Origin of the sequence: Mucilaginibacter sp. OK268 (genome assembly GCF_900103125.1) — a bacterium.
In the GTDB taxonomy this organism is placed as follows: Bacteria; Bacteroidota; Bacteroidia; order Sphingobacteriales; family Sphingobacteriaceae; genus Mucilaginibacter.
In genome coordinates, this window is record NZ_FNJV01000003.1 from 927,552 (window position 1) to 945,629 (window position 18,078).

Below are 18,078 nucleotides of genomic sequence, written 5' to 3' on the forward strand. Positions count from 1 at the left end.
TAATATTTTTCAATTACAGAATTTTCTGTAGAGAAAAACACATAAAAACGCGTCATGCCGAACTCGTTTCGGCATCCCACAGGAAAGGTTAACCACCGTGCTACCGGGACCTGCTAATGGGATGCCGAAACAAGTTCGGCATGACGAATTAGATAAAGATGGCCTGTCACCCTGAGCTTGTCGCAGGGTCGCGCGCAGAGGCCTGCACACCATGCTTCGACGGGCTCAGCATGACATCCGTCCCTTTGTAAAGACTCTACTCCACCGCTACATAAATCTCCACCCGGGCATCCTCTGGGTTTTGGCCGGGGCAGCCGTATACATCAAAATCGGCGGTGTATTTGCGGTTAAGGCTACTGTTCCAGATGTGCTGCCAGGTTTCGGCCACACGATCAGGCATCCAGCTTTTAGCTGTGAATTTTACATAAGTACCAGGGGCAACCACCAAACTCACCAATCCTTCCGGAATGTCATCCAACGAATTCACTTTGCAGCCAAGTACGGCGGTATAAGGCCCGGTATGGTCTGTTTCGTATTCGGTATAAACGCAATGCACCTCATCGCTTACCCTATCTTCAATTTGCAGTAAAATATTATCGTCCATAAAGCGGCACCACAGGTCGCCAATGTCCTGGGCTGCCTGTCCGTTCTGGTTGGTGGTGCGTGTAGAGATCCCCAGCAAAAAGAAGCCTATTACATCTATCTTATCCATAATTGAAGTTATCACTATTTGTTATATTGATACATAATTTATTTTATATCAATTTTTTATAACGTTTATATAAATTATTTATTTAATATGAAAATTACTCGATCATTTTTCGTAATCCATCAAAAACGCCGCGCCAGTTTTGCTCAGAATGTTCTTTGCCCGCTTCATCTTTGATATTATCCTGGGTAATAGCCAGGGTGGTTACCCCATCTTTTTCGGTCAGGCTGTAGGTAATATCGGCATAGTTCTCGGGCTTATCTTCGGTGCCGGCCATGCTGCTCCAGTAATTATACTTTACATATTTGCCAGGATCAATTTCCAGTATGGTGCCATGATCGCGGTAAGCCTTGCCATCCCACTCGCCGCTGAAAGCAATGGGCTCCCCTACCCTCCAGCTCGACTCCAATTTAGTACCAAAAAAGTAGGCTTTTACCATTTCCGGATCAGTAAGTCCCTGCCAAACTTTGGTTATTGGGGCTTTAAATGTTAGATTAATGCTTAATGTTAAATTTTTCATTTGAGTAATTTGTTTTTTAAAGGTAATGAAGCTATCATGAGCCTATTTACTCATTCAGGTTGCTGAACTTTAGCTCATGATGGTTTCATAATGTGGTTTATTTATGGTTTATAATAGCCTCACCTAAATCCTCTCCAAAGGCGAGGGCAGGGTGAGGCTCTTCTGTTATCATTTGCTTTTTGATCAGTTCAAAATCCTGTTCGCCTATCTCCAGGAAGCCAAAACGGAAAGGATAACCCCATGATTTTTTGTTGATGATGAAGTCGAGTTCATCCACCAGGGGAACGATAGGCGCTTCAGCACTTTCATAGAACCTGATGTTGCGACGCCAGGGTATAAAATCCTCAGACATTTTATGCTGGTAGATCTCGTCACCAACAGCCTGCCCAATGGCTGTAAAGGCCTTACAAGGTTCGGTACCATTCATGCTTTGTTTTGGCGAATAAAAAAGCACCCAATCACCGGCATGTACCTTTTTTAAGGCGGCCTGTTTACCGTGATTGGCCTGCATAAAGCCACCGGCTATACCACGGGCTATATGATCTTTTGATGCTACGGTTATCCAGTATTTCATAATACAGTTATTGAATTATTGATTTAGTGAATTAGTGATTTTATGCTTCTTGTAAAAGGTCACAAAAACACTACCATAAAACCATGTGTATAAGCCAATCACTTTAACACACTATTTGTAATGGTTAAGCAAAGTAAACACCGGTTAATGACAACCCTATGTCAGCAGGGAAAAAGAAGGATTATTTATTTTTTTGAACGATGGCCGCGGCTATGGTTTTAACCTGATCGATGAGCTCCTGGGGTTTCACAATTTCGGCACAATCGCCGTACATCATAAACCAGCGGGCAAAGCTCTCGATAGACCGTGTCAGGAAAGTCATTTCGATCTTATTACCCACCGCTTTGTCGGATACAAAGCCGCTGTAGTATTTTTGGTAATCTAAATGACGGGCTATTTCTTTATCTACCCTGATCAGTACCGTTTCCAGCTGTTTCTCTTTGGCGGTTTGTTCAATATAGGCCTTCAAGGTAGGGTGCTTGCTATGGTTATAAGAAGCATCGGCTATTACTGCCTTGCGCATCCTGTCCACCCGGAAATCGCGGTAATCGCTACGCAAACGGCAAAAGGCAATTAAATGCCAAAAACTATCCGCATAAAAAATACCAACCGGTTCTACATCCCTTTTGGTGGCCTCCTGGCTGTGCGCGGCAAAATAGTCGAGTGTCAGCAGCTTTTTTTGTGCTATGCTATCCAGTATGGTCTGGATATGATCGGTATTGGCTGCCGGTTTATGGTACCTGTTTTTCAACACCTCGATGCTCCCGTCCAGGTTTTCCAATATATCCTTTTCAGCGGTTTTGAGGATGGCCCGCACCTTGTACATCGCCGATTGATGGTGCTTCATGGTACTGGTATCCGTCATCTTCTCCACAAACTTTTCGGCGGTTAAAAAGGCGGTGGCTTCCTCGCGGGTAAACATTACCGGGGGCAAACGGTAGCCGTCCATAATAGAATAACCCACACCGGCCTCGCCCATGAGGGGGATGCCCGCTTCTTCCAGCGTTTTTACATCGCGGTACACGGTACGCAGGCTGATATTAAAACGCTCGGCAATGTCCGAAGCTTTTACTACCCTGCGCGATTGTAGCTGTATCAAAATTGCCGAAATACGGTCGATGCGGTTCATAAATCAAATTAAGCAAAAAACAAGCTACCTTTGATGGAATAATTCATTAAAAAGAATCAAGAGTTAAGAATCAAGCACCAAGACCGCTTCAAAGGGAGTATGCATCCTTAGCTTTGTCTTGATTCTTGACTCTTGGTTCTTACATCTAATTACGCTATGTCCAACCCTGCTGAAGATAAGATCATAACACTGGAAACCTATTACGATGTGATGCTGGCACACATTATGCGTACCAAGCTGGAAGATAATGGCATACCCTGCTTTATTGCTGACGAAAGCTTAAATGCCCTTGGCCCATTATACAACCAGGCCGTTGGCGGTATAAAGCTTAAAGTTTTTGAACGCGATCTGGAGCGCAGCCGCGAAATACTGGCTACCGAGGGCGATCTGCACGAGCAGGACCATATAGAAATTGATGAGGAAACCAATAATGCGATCATCTGTCCGTTTTGCGCCTCAACCAATATCGGTCCGGCAGATCCGGGTAAGTTTTCCGTTTTCCTTTCGACTGTTTTCCCGTTTTACAATACCAAAGCCTGGCATTGCTTTAACTGTTTGCAGGATTTTGAGTAAAGTTCTTTCCCTTTATGTCATTGCGAGGAGGAACGACGAAGCAATCTCCTCGCCTGTACAAACGCGAGGAGATTGCCACGCTACGCTCGCAATGACATGATTTTGATTTAATATTATTCCCCGCACTCTTTGCGGCAAAGCCGAAGAGGGTCGTCCAACGATGTGCAGATGGGGCGAGTCTACTGCCGTTTAGGTGAGGTCATTTTATTTGCTGTTTTTTATATATTAGCAGCATGTATAACCGCCGTAAGTTCATCAAAATATCAGCCGCGGGCGCATCGCTTGCCGCATTATCCAACTCTGCTGTAGCCAAAGCCATTTCGTCAACCACCGATACCACTTTACCCATAGTGATATCCACCTGGGATTTTGGCATCATCGCCAATAAAGGCGCCTGGAAGGTACTTTCAACTGGTGGCCGCGCGCTGGATGCCATTGAAGCCGGCGCACGCATACCCGAAGAACAGGATATCAGTAGTCATACCGTTGGTCGTACCGGTTTACCTGATCGCGATGGTCATGTTACGCTCGATTCCTGCATTATGGACGAGAATGGCAACTGCGGCTCGGTAGCCGCTATGGAAAACATAGCCCACCCTATATCCGTGGCCCGTTTGGTGATGGAAAAAACCCCGCATGTGATGCTGGTGGGCGAAGGTGCCACCCAGTTTGCGGTTGAGCAGGGCATGAAAAAAGAAAAACTGTTGACACCGGAGTCTGAAAAGCTCTGGAAAGAATGGCTTAAAACAGCCAAATATGCCCCGGTTATGAATATCGAGAACGGTAAAAAACCGGGCGATAAATACAATCACGATACCATCGGCATGCTGGCTATTGACGCCAAAGGTAATATATCCGGCGGTTGTACTACCAGCGGCATGGCCTTTAAACTGCATGGCCGTGTAGGCGATAGTCCCATTATTGGTGCGGGTTTATATGTGGATAACGAAGTAGGCGGCGCCACATCCACCGGTGTGGGCGAAGAAGTGATCCGCAATGTGGGCAGTTTTTTGGTGGTCGAACTGATGCGACAGGGTTATTCGCCCGAGGATGCCTGTAAGGAAGCTGTTCGCCGTATCATCAAAAAGAAACCCGAAACAGCTAAACAGATCCAGGTAGGCTTTTTGGCCATCAACAAAAAAGGCGAATACGGTGCTTACGCCATACAAAGTGGCTTTTCCTTTGCGGTTTGCAACGCGCAGCAGCAGGACCTGCTTATTAAAGGAAAGAGCTTTTATTGATTTATAGTTCATAGTCAATGGACCATAGTAGTAATTTTAAGCCCGGTCAGGGACATTTCAAATACCATGGACTATAAAACGACTAACGATAATCTTAACCAACTATGATTAAACCCGTTAATCTTGAAGTTTGCGCTAATTCAGTTACATCTGCACTTGCAGCCCAGGAGGGCGGCGCCGTACGAGTGGAACTGTGCGAAAATTTAAAAGAAGGTGGCACTACGCCCTCGCATGGGCAAATATTAATGGCCCGCAGCTTACTGCACATTAAATTATATGTACTGATCCGTCCGCGGGGCGGCGATTTCCTGTATTCCGACCTGGAATACAATATCATGATGGCCGATATCAGGTATTGTATCGATGCCGGCTGTGATGGCGTGGTGATAGGCATGCTGAATCCCGATGGCTCTATTGATACCGAACGCTGCCTGGAAATGGCACGACTGGCCCGCCAATGGGGATTGGGTGTTACCTTTCACCGGGCTTTTGATATGTGTGCCAACCAGGATAAAGCCCTGGAAGAAATTATTGAAATGGGTTGCGAACGCATCCTTACCTCGGGTGGTAAAAGCACCGCCATGGAAGGCGCCAGAGTGATCAACCACCTGGTGCAAAAAGCCGCAGGCCGTATCAGCATTATGCCGGGCAGCGGCGTGAGCGAAGCTAACGTGGCCGACCTGGTACATTTTACCGGCGTAACCGAAGTACACTCATCGGCCCGCGTCAGTGTACAAAGCAAAATGCAATACAAAAACGACCATATCCTGATGAGCAACGAACCCGGCGATGAATACAGCATCGACCTCACCAGCGTTGATAGGGTACGGAAACTTGTAGAGTTGGCTAATAGCTGAGCGAGAGAATCAAGAGATTAGAGTCAAGAATTAAGATACAACTGCTCAACCTTGGGCTCGTTGGAAGACATAAACCCCTTGTCATTTCGAACGAGGAATGAGGAGAAATCTTCTTCGACATGCAATTAGGGTTTGTACACAGCAGAAGATTTCTCTTTCGCACAACGCCCAAGCCTACCCATGCTCTATCGAAATGACATTTTTCATGTACTTTTTGTGAAGCCAAGCGACTGTTTGTTTTCCAGTTCCCTCCCAACGGGAGGAGTGCGGCTGGCACGAGCGCAAAAGCAGGGAGGGGTTTAGCCAGCTGAAGAAACCCCTTCCTCCCCTTCCCCAAGGAAGGAATCGCAAGGGGCCATTCGCCTTATCTGCCATTATTTTTAGTTTCAATCAGAGACTCTAGACAGCGCCGTATTATGTTTCAACATATTCATTTAGAGCCTTTCTTACAATTACATTTAGATCGTCGCCATCAAACCGTATACTATCAAAAGATCCTTTTGATGAGCTAATAACCACGGTATAAACATAATTTTCTCTTGCCCCATCATTTTTCAATATAAAGATATCGCCAAGGCGCCCTATTTTAAAAAACACATCCATTATCTGATCATTAGTTAGAACATCGGGATTTTTTAATAGGGCTATTATTTCTTCTTTAGTTTGTTCCACATTGATTATTTCATAAAACTTGCCGTGCTACCATCTTTTTTAAAGTCTCCCCCTCGGGGAGATTTAGAGGGGTAATTAAAAAAACGTAACCGGCAATACCAGTTCTATCCTATTCCTGCCCGTGCCGCCAAAAAAGTCCTCATCCAATAACCTACTGTATCGGATGCCGAACGAGATGCTGTTCTGGTTAAAGAATTTGGTATCAAAAAACACCCCTGCCCCTGTCGACCGGAAGTTTTGTTTGAAGCTGGCGCCATTGGTAAAAAAGTTATCGGAGGTAGCCCGTGTATAATCAAAAAACAATTGCCCTCTTAAACGCAGCAGGTATACGATGTTGCCAAAACCGGCGTCGGGATAGGCGAAGGGGAAATGATAGTTAAGGCCTACCTTATTCATATCGTCCAGGCTTTCGGCAGTATATCCCTTGCTAAAAGGGAAGTCGTTCGAGAAACCGATCACATTATTTTTACCTTTTTGCTGATGCGCCACATTGATCACCAGACTGTGGTTGGTTGCCAGTCCGGGGAAATAGAATGTACCCTGCGCCAATAACTGTGTAGCCGCCCCGCCAGATACACCAGACTTATAATTGAGGCTGATGCTTTGCGCCAGCATGGGGTATATATTCTGCTTAGCCACCAAACCCTGGTTGCTAAAGGATATATAATTGTTCAGGTAGGCGTAGTTACGGTCTTTAAACTGCTGGGCATTGCCTTGCTGAAAGTGCGTTTGGTTAAAATACAGGTCGCTGCCAAAGGTAAGCCAGGTAGAGTGTTTACCCGCGCTAAAGTTAAGCGGCACTTCGAGTCCGCCATGTACCGACGTTTCGTTCCAATACACATAGTTGCCTTTATAAAACTGGCGGCGATCAAGCGTATAATCAACCCCGGCGGATAGGTAAGGGTACAAAGCGCCATAAGTAGCATCAAAGCCAAATTGCTTGTAACCCTCGTTACGATTATAATCAAAGGAGATCTGCGACTGAAACGTATTCAGTACGTTCTCGCCGGTAATGGCAAAGGAATAGTTGGGGTCGCTGATGTTGGGAATGATGCTATGGAAATTAAACAAGCCATGCCCTTTGGAATATGGCACAACCGGCAAAGGTTTATTTACCACCTCCGTCAGCATATCCGCAGATGAGTCGCGAGCCAATGCGCTGATACCCATGTTTGGCAAATGCCGTACATACTGCGGACCGGCATCTATCCATTTTAAGTCCTTTTTGTTTACCTCATTAATCTGGTAGCCAAAAGCGGTAAAACCAACCCAGGCTAGTTTATTATCGGCCACAGCGGGCTGGTAATGGCCTATACCGGTATCATGGCCCGTGGGCAATAATTCATAGCATTGGTTATCTTTCAGTTTCAGTACAAACAGGCGGTCGTTTACATCTTCGGTTTGGGTAAAGTATACGTCGTTATTTTTAACCGTGGTGAAACCAATGGGCCGGTAACTAAAAGGGACCAGGTATTTAGCGCTGCCGCTGGCAATATCGATCAGCGCCAGCGTCATTTTACCTTCGGGATTACGCACAGCTGCCACCAGCTGATCATCACCATAAAATTGCGGATAGGTATAAAACAGTTTCTGCGGATTAGGCAACACTTTGATCAACTCGCCATCGGTGTTCAACAAATGCAGCTCGCTCGCTCCAGACGTAGCTACCTGCGCCACCACGATCCGCTTACCATCGGCATTAAAAGCGGGCGAAAAATATTTTGTTTTTTGGGTGATGCGATGCTCCTTGCCGCTGGCTATATCGAGTATCATCAGCTCGCTGTAATTGCGGTAACCCCAGCGCGGGTCGGGGCGGTAGCTGGCATAAACCACCTTGCCGTCATGGTAATTAAAGTAATTATCAAGCGATGACGAACGCGTGCTGATCTTGCGTTCCCGGTTACCGGTACGGATCACAAAGGCCGGAATATGATCATACGGGCTCTTCATATAAATGAGCGTACTATCATTGATATAAGCCGGATATTCCCTGTCGGCATCAAAGTGTTTGGTTTTAGCCGCATGCGCTTTCTCATCATCCTTAAATTGCTCTTTAAAATGACTGAGCCCGTTATTGGTGAAAGTTTTAAAATCGGTACCGGTGTATTTATTGCTGGCCCGCTGAAAAGGATAAAAGCCACCCTTAAAAGCCGCGGCATCATGCGTTACGTTTTTCCAGAGGTTATCGCCATACTTTTCGCGCCCGTAGGAAACCAGCATATAACCCAGTGGGTAATGATCGGGCGTAAAATCAAGATATGATCCATTACGCAGCTTCATGTAGCTATAATCGCGGTCAGCCGCCCACAGGGCCCGGTAGCCATTAAAAAACCAGGGAAGGCGCCCACGCCCCTGCCCGCTTACATGGGTTTCGTTAAATACGGCATCGCCCTCAAAAAACCAGTTGGGAACTGACAGATCATTACCCAGGGCCTGCCCGCCTTCGCCAAAAAGAATATGCAGCACGTGCGAAACACCCACATTAAAATTATTATACTGCTGCACATGCCTAAATTCGTGAATGGCGAGCTGCTGCGGCCAGGGCAAACTGCCTATATCAAAGCTATTTTGCTCGGGCGTTAAAAAAAACTCACTCCTGAAGGGTGCCAGACCCACATAGCCATTGGCAATGGTGGTTTGGTTTTGCAGCACAATGCTCACCTGTTTCTGTTTAGAACCGATGGTAGGTTTAATGAGTCCATTCATTTGCTGTATAATGTTGGCCACCCTTAACCCTGCCGAATCCATCCCCGCCGGGAAAATGATCCGGGCTGCCGGTGTATTTACCTGCTTCCATTTTATCGAAGGCGGGTTACCACCAAACTCCTGCGACCGGGCAACAGTAGCGGCAAATAATAAGGCGGGCAGCAGTAGTTTTTGTAAGGTTTTTTTAACGGCGGGGTAATTTTTCATAGGAGTGCTCAAAGTAAGCACAATTTGTAATTTAAACAACAGCCTCACCCCGGCCCTTTCCAAAGGAGAGGGAGCTAAAAAAACTCATTTGTCATCCTGAGGAACGAAGGATCTATTCTTGATTTTGCAAGGTGTATAACATGATTTATTGGGTTTTTCACGAGTTAATTTTAATCGGTGTGCAAGAGGGCTTAGATTTTTATGATTTATGTCTCTTGATTCTTAACGCTAAATAAGGGCGTTACCTTCAGCCCGCGCTATCCGCTCATACGCCACAAGGCATTAGGCACGGGCCGGTATCCGCTGCTATCGCTAACGCGGGTTGTCTGAATCAGGATTTACAGAATTTAAGGATTAACAGAATGAGTTTCCCGTCAGCAGAACAGCTTCGGACGAAAGCGGGCAGAACAATGGTGGCCTGTGCGGATGCGGGGCATAGCGAACCTTACCCGAAGCGTGAGATAATGAGCGAACGAAGTAGAGGTAAGGTTTAGCAGCCCTGGTTCTGCCCGATTTGCGGGGTAAAGGCCCAGTGCGCAAAGAAGCCTGCTGAAAGCGTTATTCGTAGTTATTTATTTTTATAGGTACTCATTATCTCGCTTCGCTCGGTCTGGGTACTTTTGTGGCGACATACGGCGGAGCCATCTTGAGTACCTATAAAAACAAACAATAACGAAAAACGTGACTGGCCCTCCCGCGGCCCAGAGCGGGTATTCGCCCTGTAAATACATGCGGTAATAAATATCGTATAAACCCCTCCCTGCTACACCACAATCCAGCGCCCCCTCCCGTGAGGAGGGAATTTAGCTGCCAGAAAACTACTTGATACTAAAAAAACCTATCTCCTTACCCGCATAAACATCATAAACAACATCTCGTATAATTCCGGGTGTTTGTGTTTCAGCTCTTCGGGTTTCTGAAAAAAGTATTCGGCGGCTACGGCAAAAAACTCGGCTTCGCTGGTAGCAGCGTATGGATTGATATCCGATTTGCCTTCTTCTATTTGATGGATCTCGTGGTGGATCATTTTTAGCCAGGGCAGTACATAATCATGCGCCAGCAGGTTTTCGGGGATGCCATCGGTAACGCCGTCTGATTTATCCAGCAGGTGCACAAACTCATGTATGGCCGTATTTTCTTTACCGGCCGAACGCGAAAAACCTTTGGTAAGCGCCGCCCGCGACAGGATCATTTGTCCGTTCATATAGCCCGAACCCACCATACCCAGGATATTCCGGCCTTCGCCCTCAAACTGAAACTCTGCATCAAAAGTATCGGGATATAATATCACATTCGTGAGATTGCTGTACCGCCAGTTGTCCAGCCTAAAAATCGGGATCACCGCGCTCGAAGCGATCATGACCCGGTCGGTATCTTCAATGGCTGTACCTACTCCTTCTATGGTAGTGCTTTCCAAAAAATCACTTACTTTTTGCTCAAATAAGAGCTTGTCTGTATTGTTTAACGTTTGATAAAACGGGATGTACCTTTCCAGGATGGCTTTATAAACCGAATTGGAAGCCGTTATTTTTGGCTTACGCTTACCTTTCAAAAAGAAGTATCCGGTAAAAATAATAATGATCAGTAGTATAATGATTGGCGTCATAGGCTCAAAAAATCAACGAGATCAACGGAATCCTCTCCATCAACGGTCAAATATCAGCATTAAATCAGGTAAATCAACCCCATAACCAGGGCAGCCATCAGGGTATTTAAAAAGTTTACGGCATTGTTGCCGATGTATCCACGGCGTTCCAATAAGGCTCCCAGTACAGAATCTGTTAAATTACCTATTGTTCCGGCAATAACAATCCAGATCAAACTGCTGCCCCATCCAAAGCCAACGGCATATACCAGGGCTATAACGCAGCTGCCGGCCACGCCAAATAAAGTACCTTCTATGCTTATCACACCATCCAATCCCCCCTGGTCGGGCTTTAGCGTAATGATGTTAAAAAACCGCCTGCCATAAACGATGCCCAGTTCAGACGACAGTGTGTCTGCCGTTGCCGAGGCAAAACTGCCAGCCATCATCAATATCCAAAGCGTGTTATATGCAGGAAATGATAAAACTAAAAGTCCGGTTATGGCACCTACACCCGCATTGGCCAATACCTGGGCAGGGGTTCTACCGCCCTGATGTTCTTCGGGACTGGCAAAACTTTGCTTTCTATGTTTTTGCCATGATGTGGCAGCCGAACCTAAAATAAAAAAAGTGGTCATCATAGCCACGCCTGTGTATCCAGCGCCGGCAAAAACCAAACAGGCAACCACAGCGCCAGTGATGGCCGCCACCGGAGTTAGTTTACGGGCCGATATGCTGTAAACTACGCCTGCGATCAGGGTCAAAACCAATAAACCATAGTGTGCCAGCATGGATGTTAGAGTCAACAATAGTAAAAACAATAATAAGTCATTAATTTCAATAATCATTTCCAATTCAGGTGAAGGCAGGGAAAAGGCACTTAAACAGTTGCATATAATTGGGCTAAAGCCATTTTCTTCTGTTGCACTTCTTCCGTCCCATAAATGAGATGGCAATCAATTTAAATCAGGTTTAATATTTCATTGCCGTTTGGCTTTAGCCAACGGTTGGTAAACATGATAAAGTCCCGGCTTCAGCCAAATTCAACGATGAAAGTTTTCAAAATGACTACCTATCCAGATTTAGGTTCTGATCAGTCAATTAGCTTGTTGTTTTTCCTTATTCTCAAATCTTGGCACCTGATTCTTGATTCCAACACCTTTCTCCCTATTTTTGCCCACGTATGAAAGATATATTAGGCCAGGCCATCCATGATTATTATTATAAAAAGCCGGAGCATCAGCTTTGGATCAATAATCAGTATGGCCCAAGTGAAGAAATGCCCGTGGAGGCTTATTTTCGCGAAGAAGACGATATGCCCGACATAGAGTGGCTGGCCCTAAACGAGTGCCGGGGCGATATATTGGATATCGGTGCCGGTGCGGGCGGGCATGTGTTACTACTGCAGGAACGTGGCTTTGATGCTACCGCATTGGAGATATCCGACCTGGCATCAGCAGTAATGAAGGCTCGCGGAGTTAATAAAGTGATCACTGCCGATATATTTGAATATCAGGAGCAGCAATATGACACCCTGCTGTTGCTTATGAACGGCATCGGTTTAACCGGTACACTACTCAAGCTAAAAACTTTTTTACAACACGCCAAGCAACTGCTTAAACCGGGCGGACAGCTTTTGTTTGATTCCTCAGACATCGCCTATTTATATGAGGGTAAACTCCCCGAAAACGGACCATATTACGGCGAAATTCAATACCAGTATCAATATAACCAGCAAAAAAGCGACTGGTTCCCATGGCTCTATATCGACGAACAAACACTCACCGGCATTGCCAGCGAAATGGGTTATGATATGGAAGTACTGCTCGAAGATGAGTTTAAACAGTATCTGGTAAGGCTCACTTTAAAGTAGATATTTACCACTGCACCACATTGCAAATCTCAAAGATTTTTAGTATATTTAAGCATATCCAACCGCCAGCCCTGCTTGTTTGAAAAACATAAGCAGGGCTGTTTAATTAAGGGGTGAAAAGGCTCAAAACAAATCATAATTTTTATTTAAAAAATTGAATATCAATATTTTAAAACTTTTTAAACTTTTCAAAACCGTGTTAAAATTTGTTAAAAAGTGTTAAAATAGATGGTTTTACATCAAAATCAGGGTATTTTTAGTTTGTTTTCACCCCAATTTCGAACAGAAAAGTGTTAAAATAGAGCTTTAAAAAGTTTTTAGTTATTTGAATTTTATAATTTTTGATTTTAAACGGTCAAAAGTGCAGGTGATAAATTGATCCCGAACCAAAACGAAAATTTTGACAGTCCAGAACCCCTAAGCTTATCCCGTTTTTTTATCTTTATCAAGTTTTAGCACCATACCATGAAAAAAGCTATCGACCATATACTGGAAGGCCGCGAGAAAAAAATAACCGAAGAGGATGTAGTAATACAGCCCTTACCCCATCAAAATTTCCGGTTTGCAAACCCTTTTATTGTTTTGCACCACATGAGGCCGGTTATTATTAAACCGGGGCAATCATCAAGGATACACCCGCATCCGCATCGTGGATTTAGTCCGTATACCATTATGCTGCAAGGCGAAGGCTATCACCGGGATAATGCAGGCAACGATAAAGTAATAAAAGCCGGCGATGTACAACAAATGTTTGCAGGAAGGGGCATTTTACACAGCGAGGGCCCAACCGACAAAATGTTAAAGCAAGGTGGCACACAGGAGTTGATACAACTTTGGATAAATGCCCCAAAAGCCAACAAATGGGATGAACCTTTTTACCAGGCCGCTACTCAAGAACAGCAACCCCGGGTATTAGAGGGTGATGGGGTGAATTGCCGCCTGTTAAGCGGCGCCTATGAAGGTAAAACCGGACCTATAAAAAACTTTACGCCCGTTATTTCTATAGTCGGTGAAATAGCAGCAAGTAAAACAGCCAATTTTACTGCTACACCTGGTTACTGGGCTTTGCTATATATTATTCACGGCGATGTAGTGGTTAACGATACTGCGGTATCTGCTCATAACCTTATCGTATTCAGTAAAGAAAATGAGGATGTCGCTATAACAGCCACCACCGATGCACAGGTATTATACCTATCGGCAGAGCCTATTGAGGAGCCCGTTGCGGCGAAAGATAACTTTGTAATGAACACACCCGAAGAAAACGAACAGGCCATTGCTGATTACAAGAATGGCCTGTTCGGAACTTTAAGTTTTTAACCGGGCAGTTTATTTGGCTTTGCGGAGATAAATATTACCATTCATGTTCTTCATCAGCATTTCGGGGCCGCCGCCATCAATTTTTCCGTAAACCCAATCATCAATTTTAAGGCTGTACATGCCGTTTTTATTAGTACGGGTAACCGCAGGTTTCTGCATAGTACTCACCACGTCAAAGTCGGTATAAATATCCCCACGATCTGATTTGAGTTTTACATTCGCCTTCAATGTGGCCGGGAAACTTACATCTACATTTCCATTCAATGTAGTGAAGGCCATAGCCGCTTTTGGGTCGATAGATCTGAACGTAACGGTCACATCGCCATTAATTGTATTAGCCACTACAGAACCAGAAACACCGTTTAGTTTGATATGACCATTTACATTAATTATCTCCAACTCGCCTTTTACATTGGAGACAATGATATTGCCATCATTTACAGTAGATATCTTTAATTTGGCCCCGTTTTGCGGTACTTTAATAATTAAATTAACAAACCTGCCGGCACTACCTCCTACATTCACCTCGTTGTTTTTTTCTTCTGCGGTAACATCCAGATTATTATTGCCGATCAGGCGTTTCATGCCGTTGCCGCTCTCTTTTATATGACCATGCCTATCCTCTCCCGACTGGGCATCTATGACAATGTCTTTACCTTCGTAACCTGTTACCGTAATGGAGCCCCGTACCAATCCTGCGCTTAATTTATAAGCTTTACCTGGATCGCTTAAGGGAACTACTAATTGCCCTGAACCATTTTGTGCCTGGATACGTGTATTTGCTAATAAAATGGCAATCAGTACCCCGGTAATTTTTATAGTTTTTATCATTTTCATGTCCTTAGCTTTTACTATTGTTTTTTAATATAGATATCCCCGTTAAGGGTTTCAAACTTGAATAATTTACCACCAGACCCTATCCTTACATCGGAGTTTTTGCTGAGTTTGTAAGTGGTACCTTTATTATTTTTTGACTGCGTTGTAATTACCTTGCTGGGCATTACCTCCGCGTTAGGAAAATCCGTATAAAACTGACCGTTCATACTTTTAAATTCCATATCGGCAGATAAGGCCGCTGGATAAGTAACCTTTACTTCTCCATTTATAGTTTTATAGGATGATGCTTCTGCCGGAACTTTAAGATAATTAGCAGTAACTGCCCCGTTAATTGTATGAGCGTCTGTAGTACCTTTTGCGTTAACGATATCTATAGGGCCGTTTATATTATTGATGTTTAATGTACCGTAAACGTCTTTAACAGTAATATGACCATTATTGATAGTTGATACCCGGAGATTGGTGTTGAACGGCACTTTCACTGTAAACTCCAGGTTGAGTTTGTACTTAACTTCCGTGTCATCACCATCGCGCCAACTGTGGTGAGGTTTTGAATTGTAAGGTTTCGCGATATAGGCTATCACACTATCAGATTTCTGATCAAAGGCAAGCTTAACTTCATTTTTTCCCTGATCCACAATTTGCTGATCCCTGCCCGAGATGGTTTCATCAATTTCCATGATCACCTTATCGCCCAAATAACCTTCTACATTGATGGAGCCATAAACATTGTAAATGGCCACAACCCCACTTTGCAAGGTAAACTGCTTGCTGATATGTTGTTTAAACTCCTGGGCCGAGGCCGAGAATTGGGCAAAACAAAGCCCTGCTCCCGCCAGAACGGGGATCAATAATTTTTTCATAAATTGGTTTTAAATAAGTTGTGTTATCGTTTCTTTGATCTTTTCACGTACACCACGATCCAGATCTTTTTGTTTTAATAATTCTTTAAATGAACCTATCGAACGTTTTTCCTGTAGCTTGAGCATCACATCGGCTATGGCCGACTGCATTAATGGTGAATCCTGATCTAAAATAGAGCGGATAAGCCCCTCCCTAACCTCGGGATGATCAGACAAATGCGCCAGGGCATCAAGTGTGCTCAGCCGTACATTTACATTAGGATCGTTGTTTAACGTGGCCAACAGCGCGCTGATAACCTGTTTATCGACATGTTTTATTTCACTGGTATAGCTTACCCCTCTCATCCGTTCAGATGCCGACGGGTTTTCCAACAAGGCCAGCATCATGGTTTGTCTTAATTCATGTACCTGTGATGAAAGTGCCTGCAACTGCTGATCTTGTTTATCAGTTCGGCTGGAATAAAAAACCCAGTATCCGCAAGCAAAACTGATCAACACTACGATCATGCTATAGGCTAATGGCCAGCGCGGTTGCAATTGCCATAATTTATTTGAGTTATCAGTTATTCTGTCCCAAAAACCTCTTTTTTCTGCAACCGATGCTGTATAAGTATCCAGCATGGCATAAAATTTCACCTTTACATTTACAGATGGCTCTGGTGTTTCCAGATCACCCAGTTCATCCCACAGCTCTTTCATGGCCGCCAGTTCCTGTCCACAACTATCACAACCGGCAACATGGGTTTCCAGCTCCGTTTGTTGTTCGGTTGTTAGCTGTTTATTCATATAATCTGTAAACAGCTCCTGGTATTGCTCACACTTCATCTTATTTCTGTTTAGCATTTTCTTTTTAAATAAACCTGCTTTAACTCCTGCATGGCCCGGTGCGCCCTCACTTTAACAGCACCTTCGGTAGTTTGAAGTATCTGTGCTATTTCCTGGTATTTCAGCTCCTGCAGCCTGCTCATGATCAAAACTTCGCGGTGATCATCGCTTAAATTTTTCATAGCCCGATGAAGCTCTGTACGCGTTTGTTTTATTTCAAATTGCTCATCGGCTGCGGTGCCTCCGTCAATCCTGTCGGCAAAGTCTGTCACATCATAGTGCGCAACGTTCTGCGATTTCTTTTTATAGCTGTCTTTTAATACATTACGGGCTATCTGGTACATCCATGCCATAAACTCGCCGTCGCCGGTAAAGCTGTTACGGTATTTGAGCATTTTGTAAAAAACAGTTTGAACCATATCTTCACTACTTTCCCGGTTATAGGTCATGTGAAACAAAAAGCCATATAAAACCCTGTGGTACCGCTCAAAAAGCAGCCCCATTTTTTCCAGTTCTCCTGTTTTAACCCGGAGCATGATGGCATTGTCACTTAGCGTATTCAAACAGGTTTAGTTGTTTTAATTTACATTGGAGACTTCTGTAAAAAGAAATGGTTACAGAAAATTTAAGAAATATTGTAATTTACTGATTCTGAGTAAAAATCAATAAAAAAAAGAAGGCCTCCATGATACATGTCGGCCTGTCTTTTCTTGGGATAAGGTAGGTATAAACTCTTCATTACTAATACGCTCCCACCTGAACGGGCGGGGTATTAATTTATAGCATCAAGCACCATGATACCCATGAGCTTTGATTTTTTATCGTATGTTTCTGATTTTACAAAGCGACCCAATTTAGGGGCATACCACTCGGCAGCTTTAATATGTACGGGAATACCGATGCCCATCATTTTAATTTTCATGGTAGCATCATAGGTGATCTTGTAACAATCAAAACTCCCGGCATTGGTGGTAATACTTTCAGCCTTTTCAACCGTCCGGTTAACAATATCCATTTGCATTTGCGACATGGATTGCCCATTATTGCTGATATCAATAGTAACTGCTCCGTCGTCAAGCTTTTGACCAACGCTCAGATTAAGCGGATAAGCCAGGTATTTGGCATCTCCGGTCATTTTCATGTTGCTGAACTGTTTCATGGATGAAGCCGGAACAAAAGCCTTCATATCAATTTTAATGGCGTTGCCATCGCAGATTATTTCAGAGTCGCCACCACCTACTGATTTTCCATTCTTATCAATAACCTCGCTGTGTACGGTTACCGTAGAGGCGTCTTTTTTGGTGGCTGTGTAGATGAGTTTTCCGGTGGAATTTCCTTTGGCATCCTGGTTTAAATAGGTTAATTTTTTCCCACTCACCGTGCCAACAAACTGGTTACAATTTTGCGCGATGGCTAATTGACACCCAAAGAACAACAGCGTGATGATAGTGATGACCCTTTTCATTTCGACTTTAACATTTACCTGTAAAAGTCTGCTTACCATCAGTTATTCGCAACAGTACAAACACGCTATCGGTATGCGGGTTTTACGCATTCGTTCAAAGTCCGGATAACATCTATTTTATC

The 18,078-nt window shown here is 44.3% G+C and carries 18 protein-coding genes; 5 read left to right on the plus strand and 13 right to left on the minus strand.

Translation table 11 applies throughout. From position 1 onward, the window contains the following. Window positions 1-256: 256 nt before the first annotated feature. The 4 genes from BLR84_RS14275 to BLR84_RS14290 all read right to left on the minus strand — a co-directional run bounded on the left by BLR84_RS14275 (window position 257) and on the right by BLR84_RS14290 (window position 2,932). Window positions 257-712 (minus strand): GyrI-like domain-containing protein, encoded by a 456-nt coding sequence (locus tag BLR84_RS14275; RefSeq protein ID WP_090468972.1) that lies wholly within the window; start codon window positions 710-712, stop codon window positions 257-259. A 94-nt stretch (window positions 713-806) separates the two neighbouring features. After that, entirely contained in the window at window positions 807-1,229 is a 423-nt protein-coding gene (locus BLR84_RS14280; RefSeq protein WP_090468975.1) for an SRPBCC family protein, read from the minus strand. A 97-nt stretch (window positions 1,230-1,326) separates the two neighbouring features. Next, window positions 1,327-1,803, minus strand: coding sequence for an EVE domain-containing protein (locus BLR84_RS14285; protein WP_090468978.1), 477 nt, complete (start codon window positions 1,801-1,803; stop codon window positions 1,327-1,329). Window positions 1,804-1,984: 181 nt separating this feature from the next. Further along, window positions 1,985-2,932 (minus strand): helix-turn-helix transcriptional regulator, encoded by a 948-nt coding sequence (locus BLR84_RS14290; RefSeq protein WP_090468979.1) that lies wholly within the window; start codon window positions 2,930-2,932, stop codon window positions 1,985-1,987. Between the two features lie 156 nt (window positions 2,933-3,088). On the opposite strand from BLR84_RS14290, the gene BLR84_RS14295 reads away from it, so the two are divergent. From BLR84_RS14295 to BLR84_RS14305, 3 genes are all read left to right on the plus strand, one after another. Then, window positions 3,089-3,505, plus strand: a complete 417-nt coding sequence (locus tag BLR84_RS14295; RefSeq protein WP_090468981.1) for a putative signal transducing protein — start codon at window positions 3,089-3,091, stop codon at window positions 3,503-3,505. Between the two features lie 233 nt (window positions 3,506-3,738). Continuing rightward, on the plus strand, window positions 3,739-4,746 hold the full coding sequence (locus BLR84_RS14300; RefSeq protein ID WP_090468984.1) for a N(4)-(beta-N-acetylglucosaminyl)-L-asparaginase: 1,008 nt from the start codon (window positions 3,739-3,741) through the stop codon (window positions 4,744-4,746). A gap of 104 nt (window positions 4,747-4,850) precedes the next feature. Further along, a complete protein-coding gene (locus tag BLR84_RS14305) occupies window positions 4,851-5,603 on the plus strand; it encodes a copper homeostasis protein CutC (RefSeq protein WP_090468987.1) in 753 nt (250 codons plus the stop codon). Window positions 5,604-6,017: 414 nt separating this feature from the next. On the opposite strand, the gene BLR84_RS14310 is transcribed toward BLR84_RS14305, so the two are convergent. From BLR84_RS14310 to BLR84_RS14325, 4 genes are all read right to left on the minus strand, one after another. Beyond that, window positions 6,018-6,275 (minus strand): hypothetical protein, encoded by a 258-nt coding sequence (locus BLR84_RS14310; protein WP_090468990.1) that lies wholly within the window; start codon window positions 6,273-6,275, stop codon window positions 6,018-6,020. A 75-nt stretch (window positions 6,276-6,350) separates the two neighbouring features. Then, window positions 6,351-9,188 (minus strand): TolB family protein, encoded by a 2,838-nt coding sequence (locus tag BLR84_RS14315; RefSeq protein ID WP_090468993.1) that lies wholly within the window; start codon window positions 9,186-9,188, stop codon window positions 6,351-6,353. Window positions 9,189-10,026: 838 nt separating this feature from the next. Further along, window positions 10,027-10,794 carry a M90 family metallopeptidase gene (locus BLR84_RS14320; RefSeq protein ID WP_090468995.1) on the minus strand — a complete coding sequence of 256 codons (768 nt, stop codon included), beginning with the start codon at window positions 10,792-10,794 and terminating at the stop codon, window positions 10,027-10,029. Window positions 10,795-10,853: 59 nt separating this feature from the next. Then, on the minus strand, window positions 10,854-11,621 hold the full coding sequence (locus BLR84_RS14325; protein WP_218128325.1) for a DUF92 domain-containing protein: 768 nt from the start codon (window positions 11,619-11,621) through the stop codon (window positions 10,854-10,856). Between the two features lie 335 nt (window positions 11,622-11,956). Here BLR84_RS14325 and BLR84_RS14330 point away from each other — a divergent pair, with 335 nt between their 5' ends. Further along, on the plus strand, window positions 11,957-12,646 hold the full coding sequence (locus BLR84_RS14330; protein WP_090469001.1) for a class I SAM-dependent methyltransferase: 690 nt from the start codon (window positions 11,957-11,959) through the stop codon (window positions 12,644-12,646). Between the two features lie 465 nt (window positions 12,647-13,111). After that, entirely contained in the window at window positions 13,112-13,966 is an 855-nt protein-coding gene (locus tag BLR84_RS14335; protein WP_090469004.1) for a pirin family protein, read from the plus strand. A gap of 9 nt (window positions 13,967-13,975) precedes the next feature. Here BLR84_RS14335 and BLR84_RS14340 read toward each other — a convergent pair whose 3' ends face one another. The 5 genes from BLR84_RS14340 to BLR84_RS14360 form a co-directional block, all read right to left on the minus strand. Next, window positions 13,976-14,803: a DUF4097 family beta strand repeat-containing protein gene (locus BLR84_RS14340; protein ID WP_255366942.1), complete on the minus strand. Its 828-nt coding sequence runs from the start codon at window positions 14,801-14,803 to the stop codon at window positions 13,976-13,978. Between the two features lie 14 nt (window positions 14,804-14,817). Further along, window positions 14,818-15,666: a DUF4097 family beta strand repeat-containing protein gene (locus tag BLR84_RS14345; protein ID WP_090469007.1), complete on the minus strand. Its 849-nt coding sequence runs from the start codon at window positions 15,664-15,666 to the stop codon at window positions 14,818-14,820. 9 nt (window positions 15,667-15,675) lie between these two features. After that, entirely contained in the window at window positions 15,676-16,509 is an 834-nt protein-coding gene (locus BLR84_RS14350) for a zf-HC2 domain-containing protein (RefSeq protein ID WP_090469009.1), read from the minus strand. Then, window positions 16,503-17,054 (minus strand): RNA polymerase sigma factor, encoded by a 552-nt coding sequence (locus BLR84_RS14355; RefSeq protein WP_218128326.1) that lies wholly within the window; start codon window positions 17,052-17,054, stop codon window positions 16,503-16,505. Before BLR84_RS14355 ends, BLR84_RS14350 begins: the two co-directional genes overlap by 7 nt. A gap of 209 nt (window positions 17,055-17,263) precedes the next feature. Continuing rightward, window positions 17,264-17,995 (minus strand): TapB family protein, encoded by a 732-nt coding sequence (locus BLR84_RS14360; protein ID WP_090469015.1) that lies wholly within the window; start codon window positions 17,993-17,995, stop codon window positions 17,264-17,266. Between the last annotated feature and the right edge of the window lie 83 nt (window positions 17,996-18,078).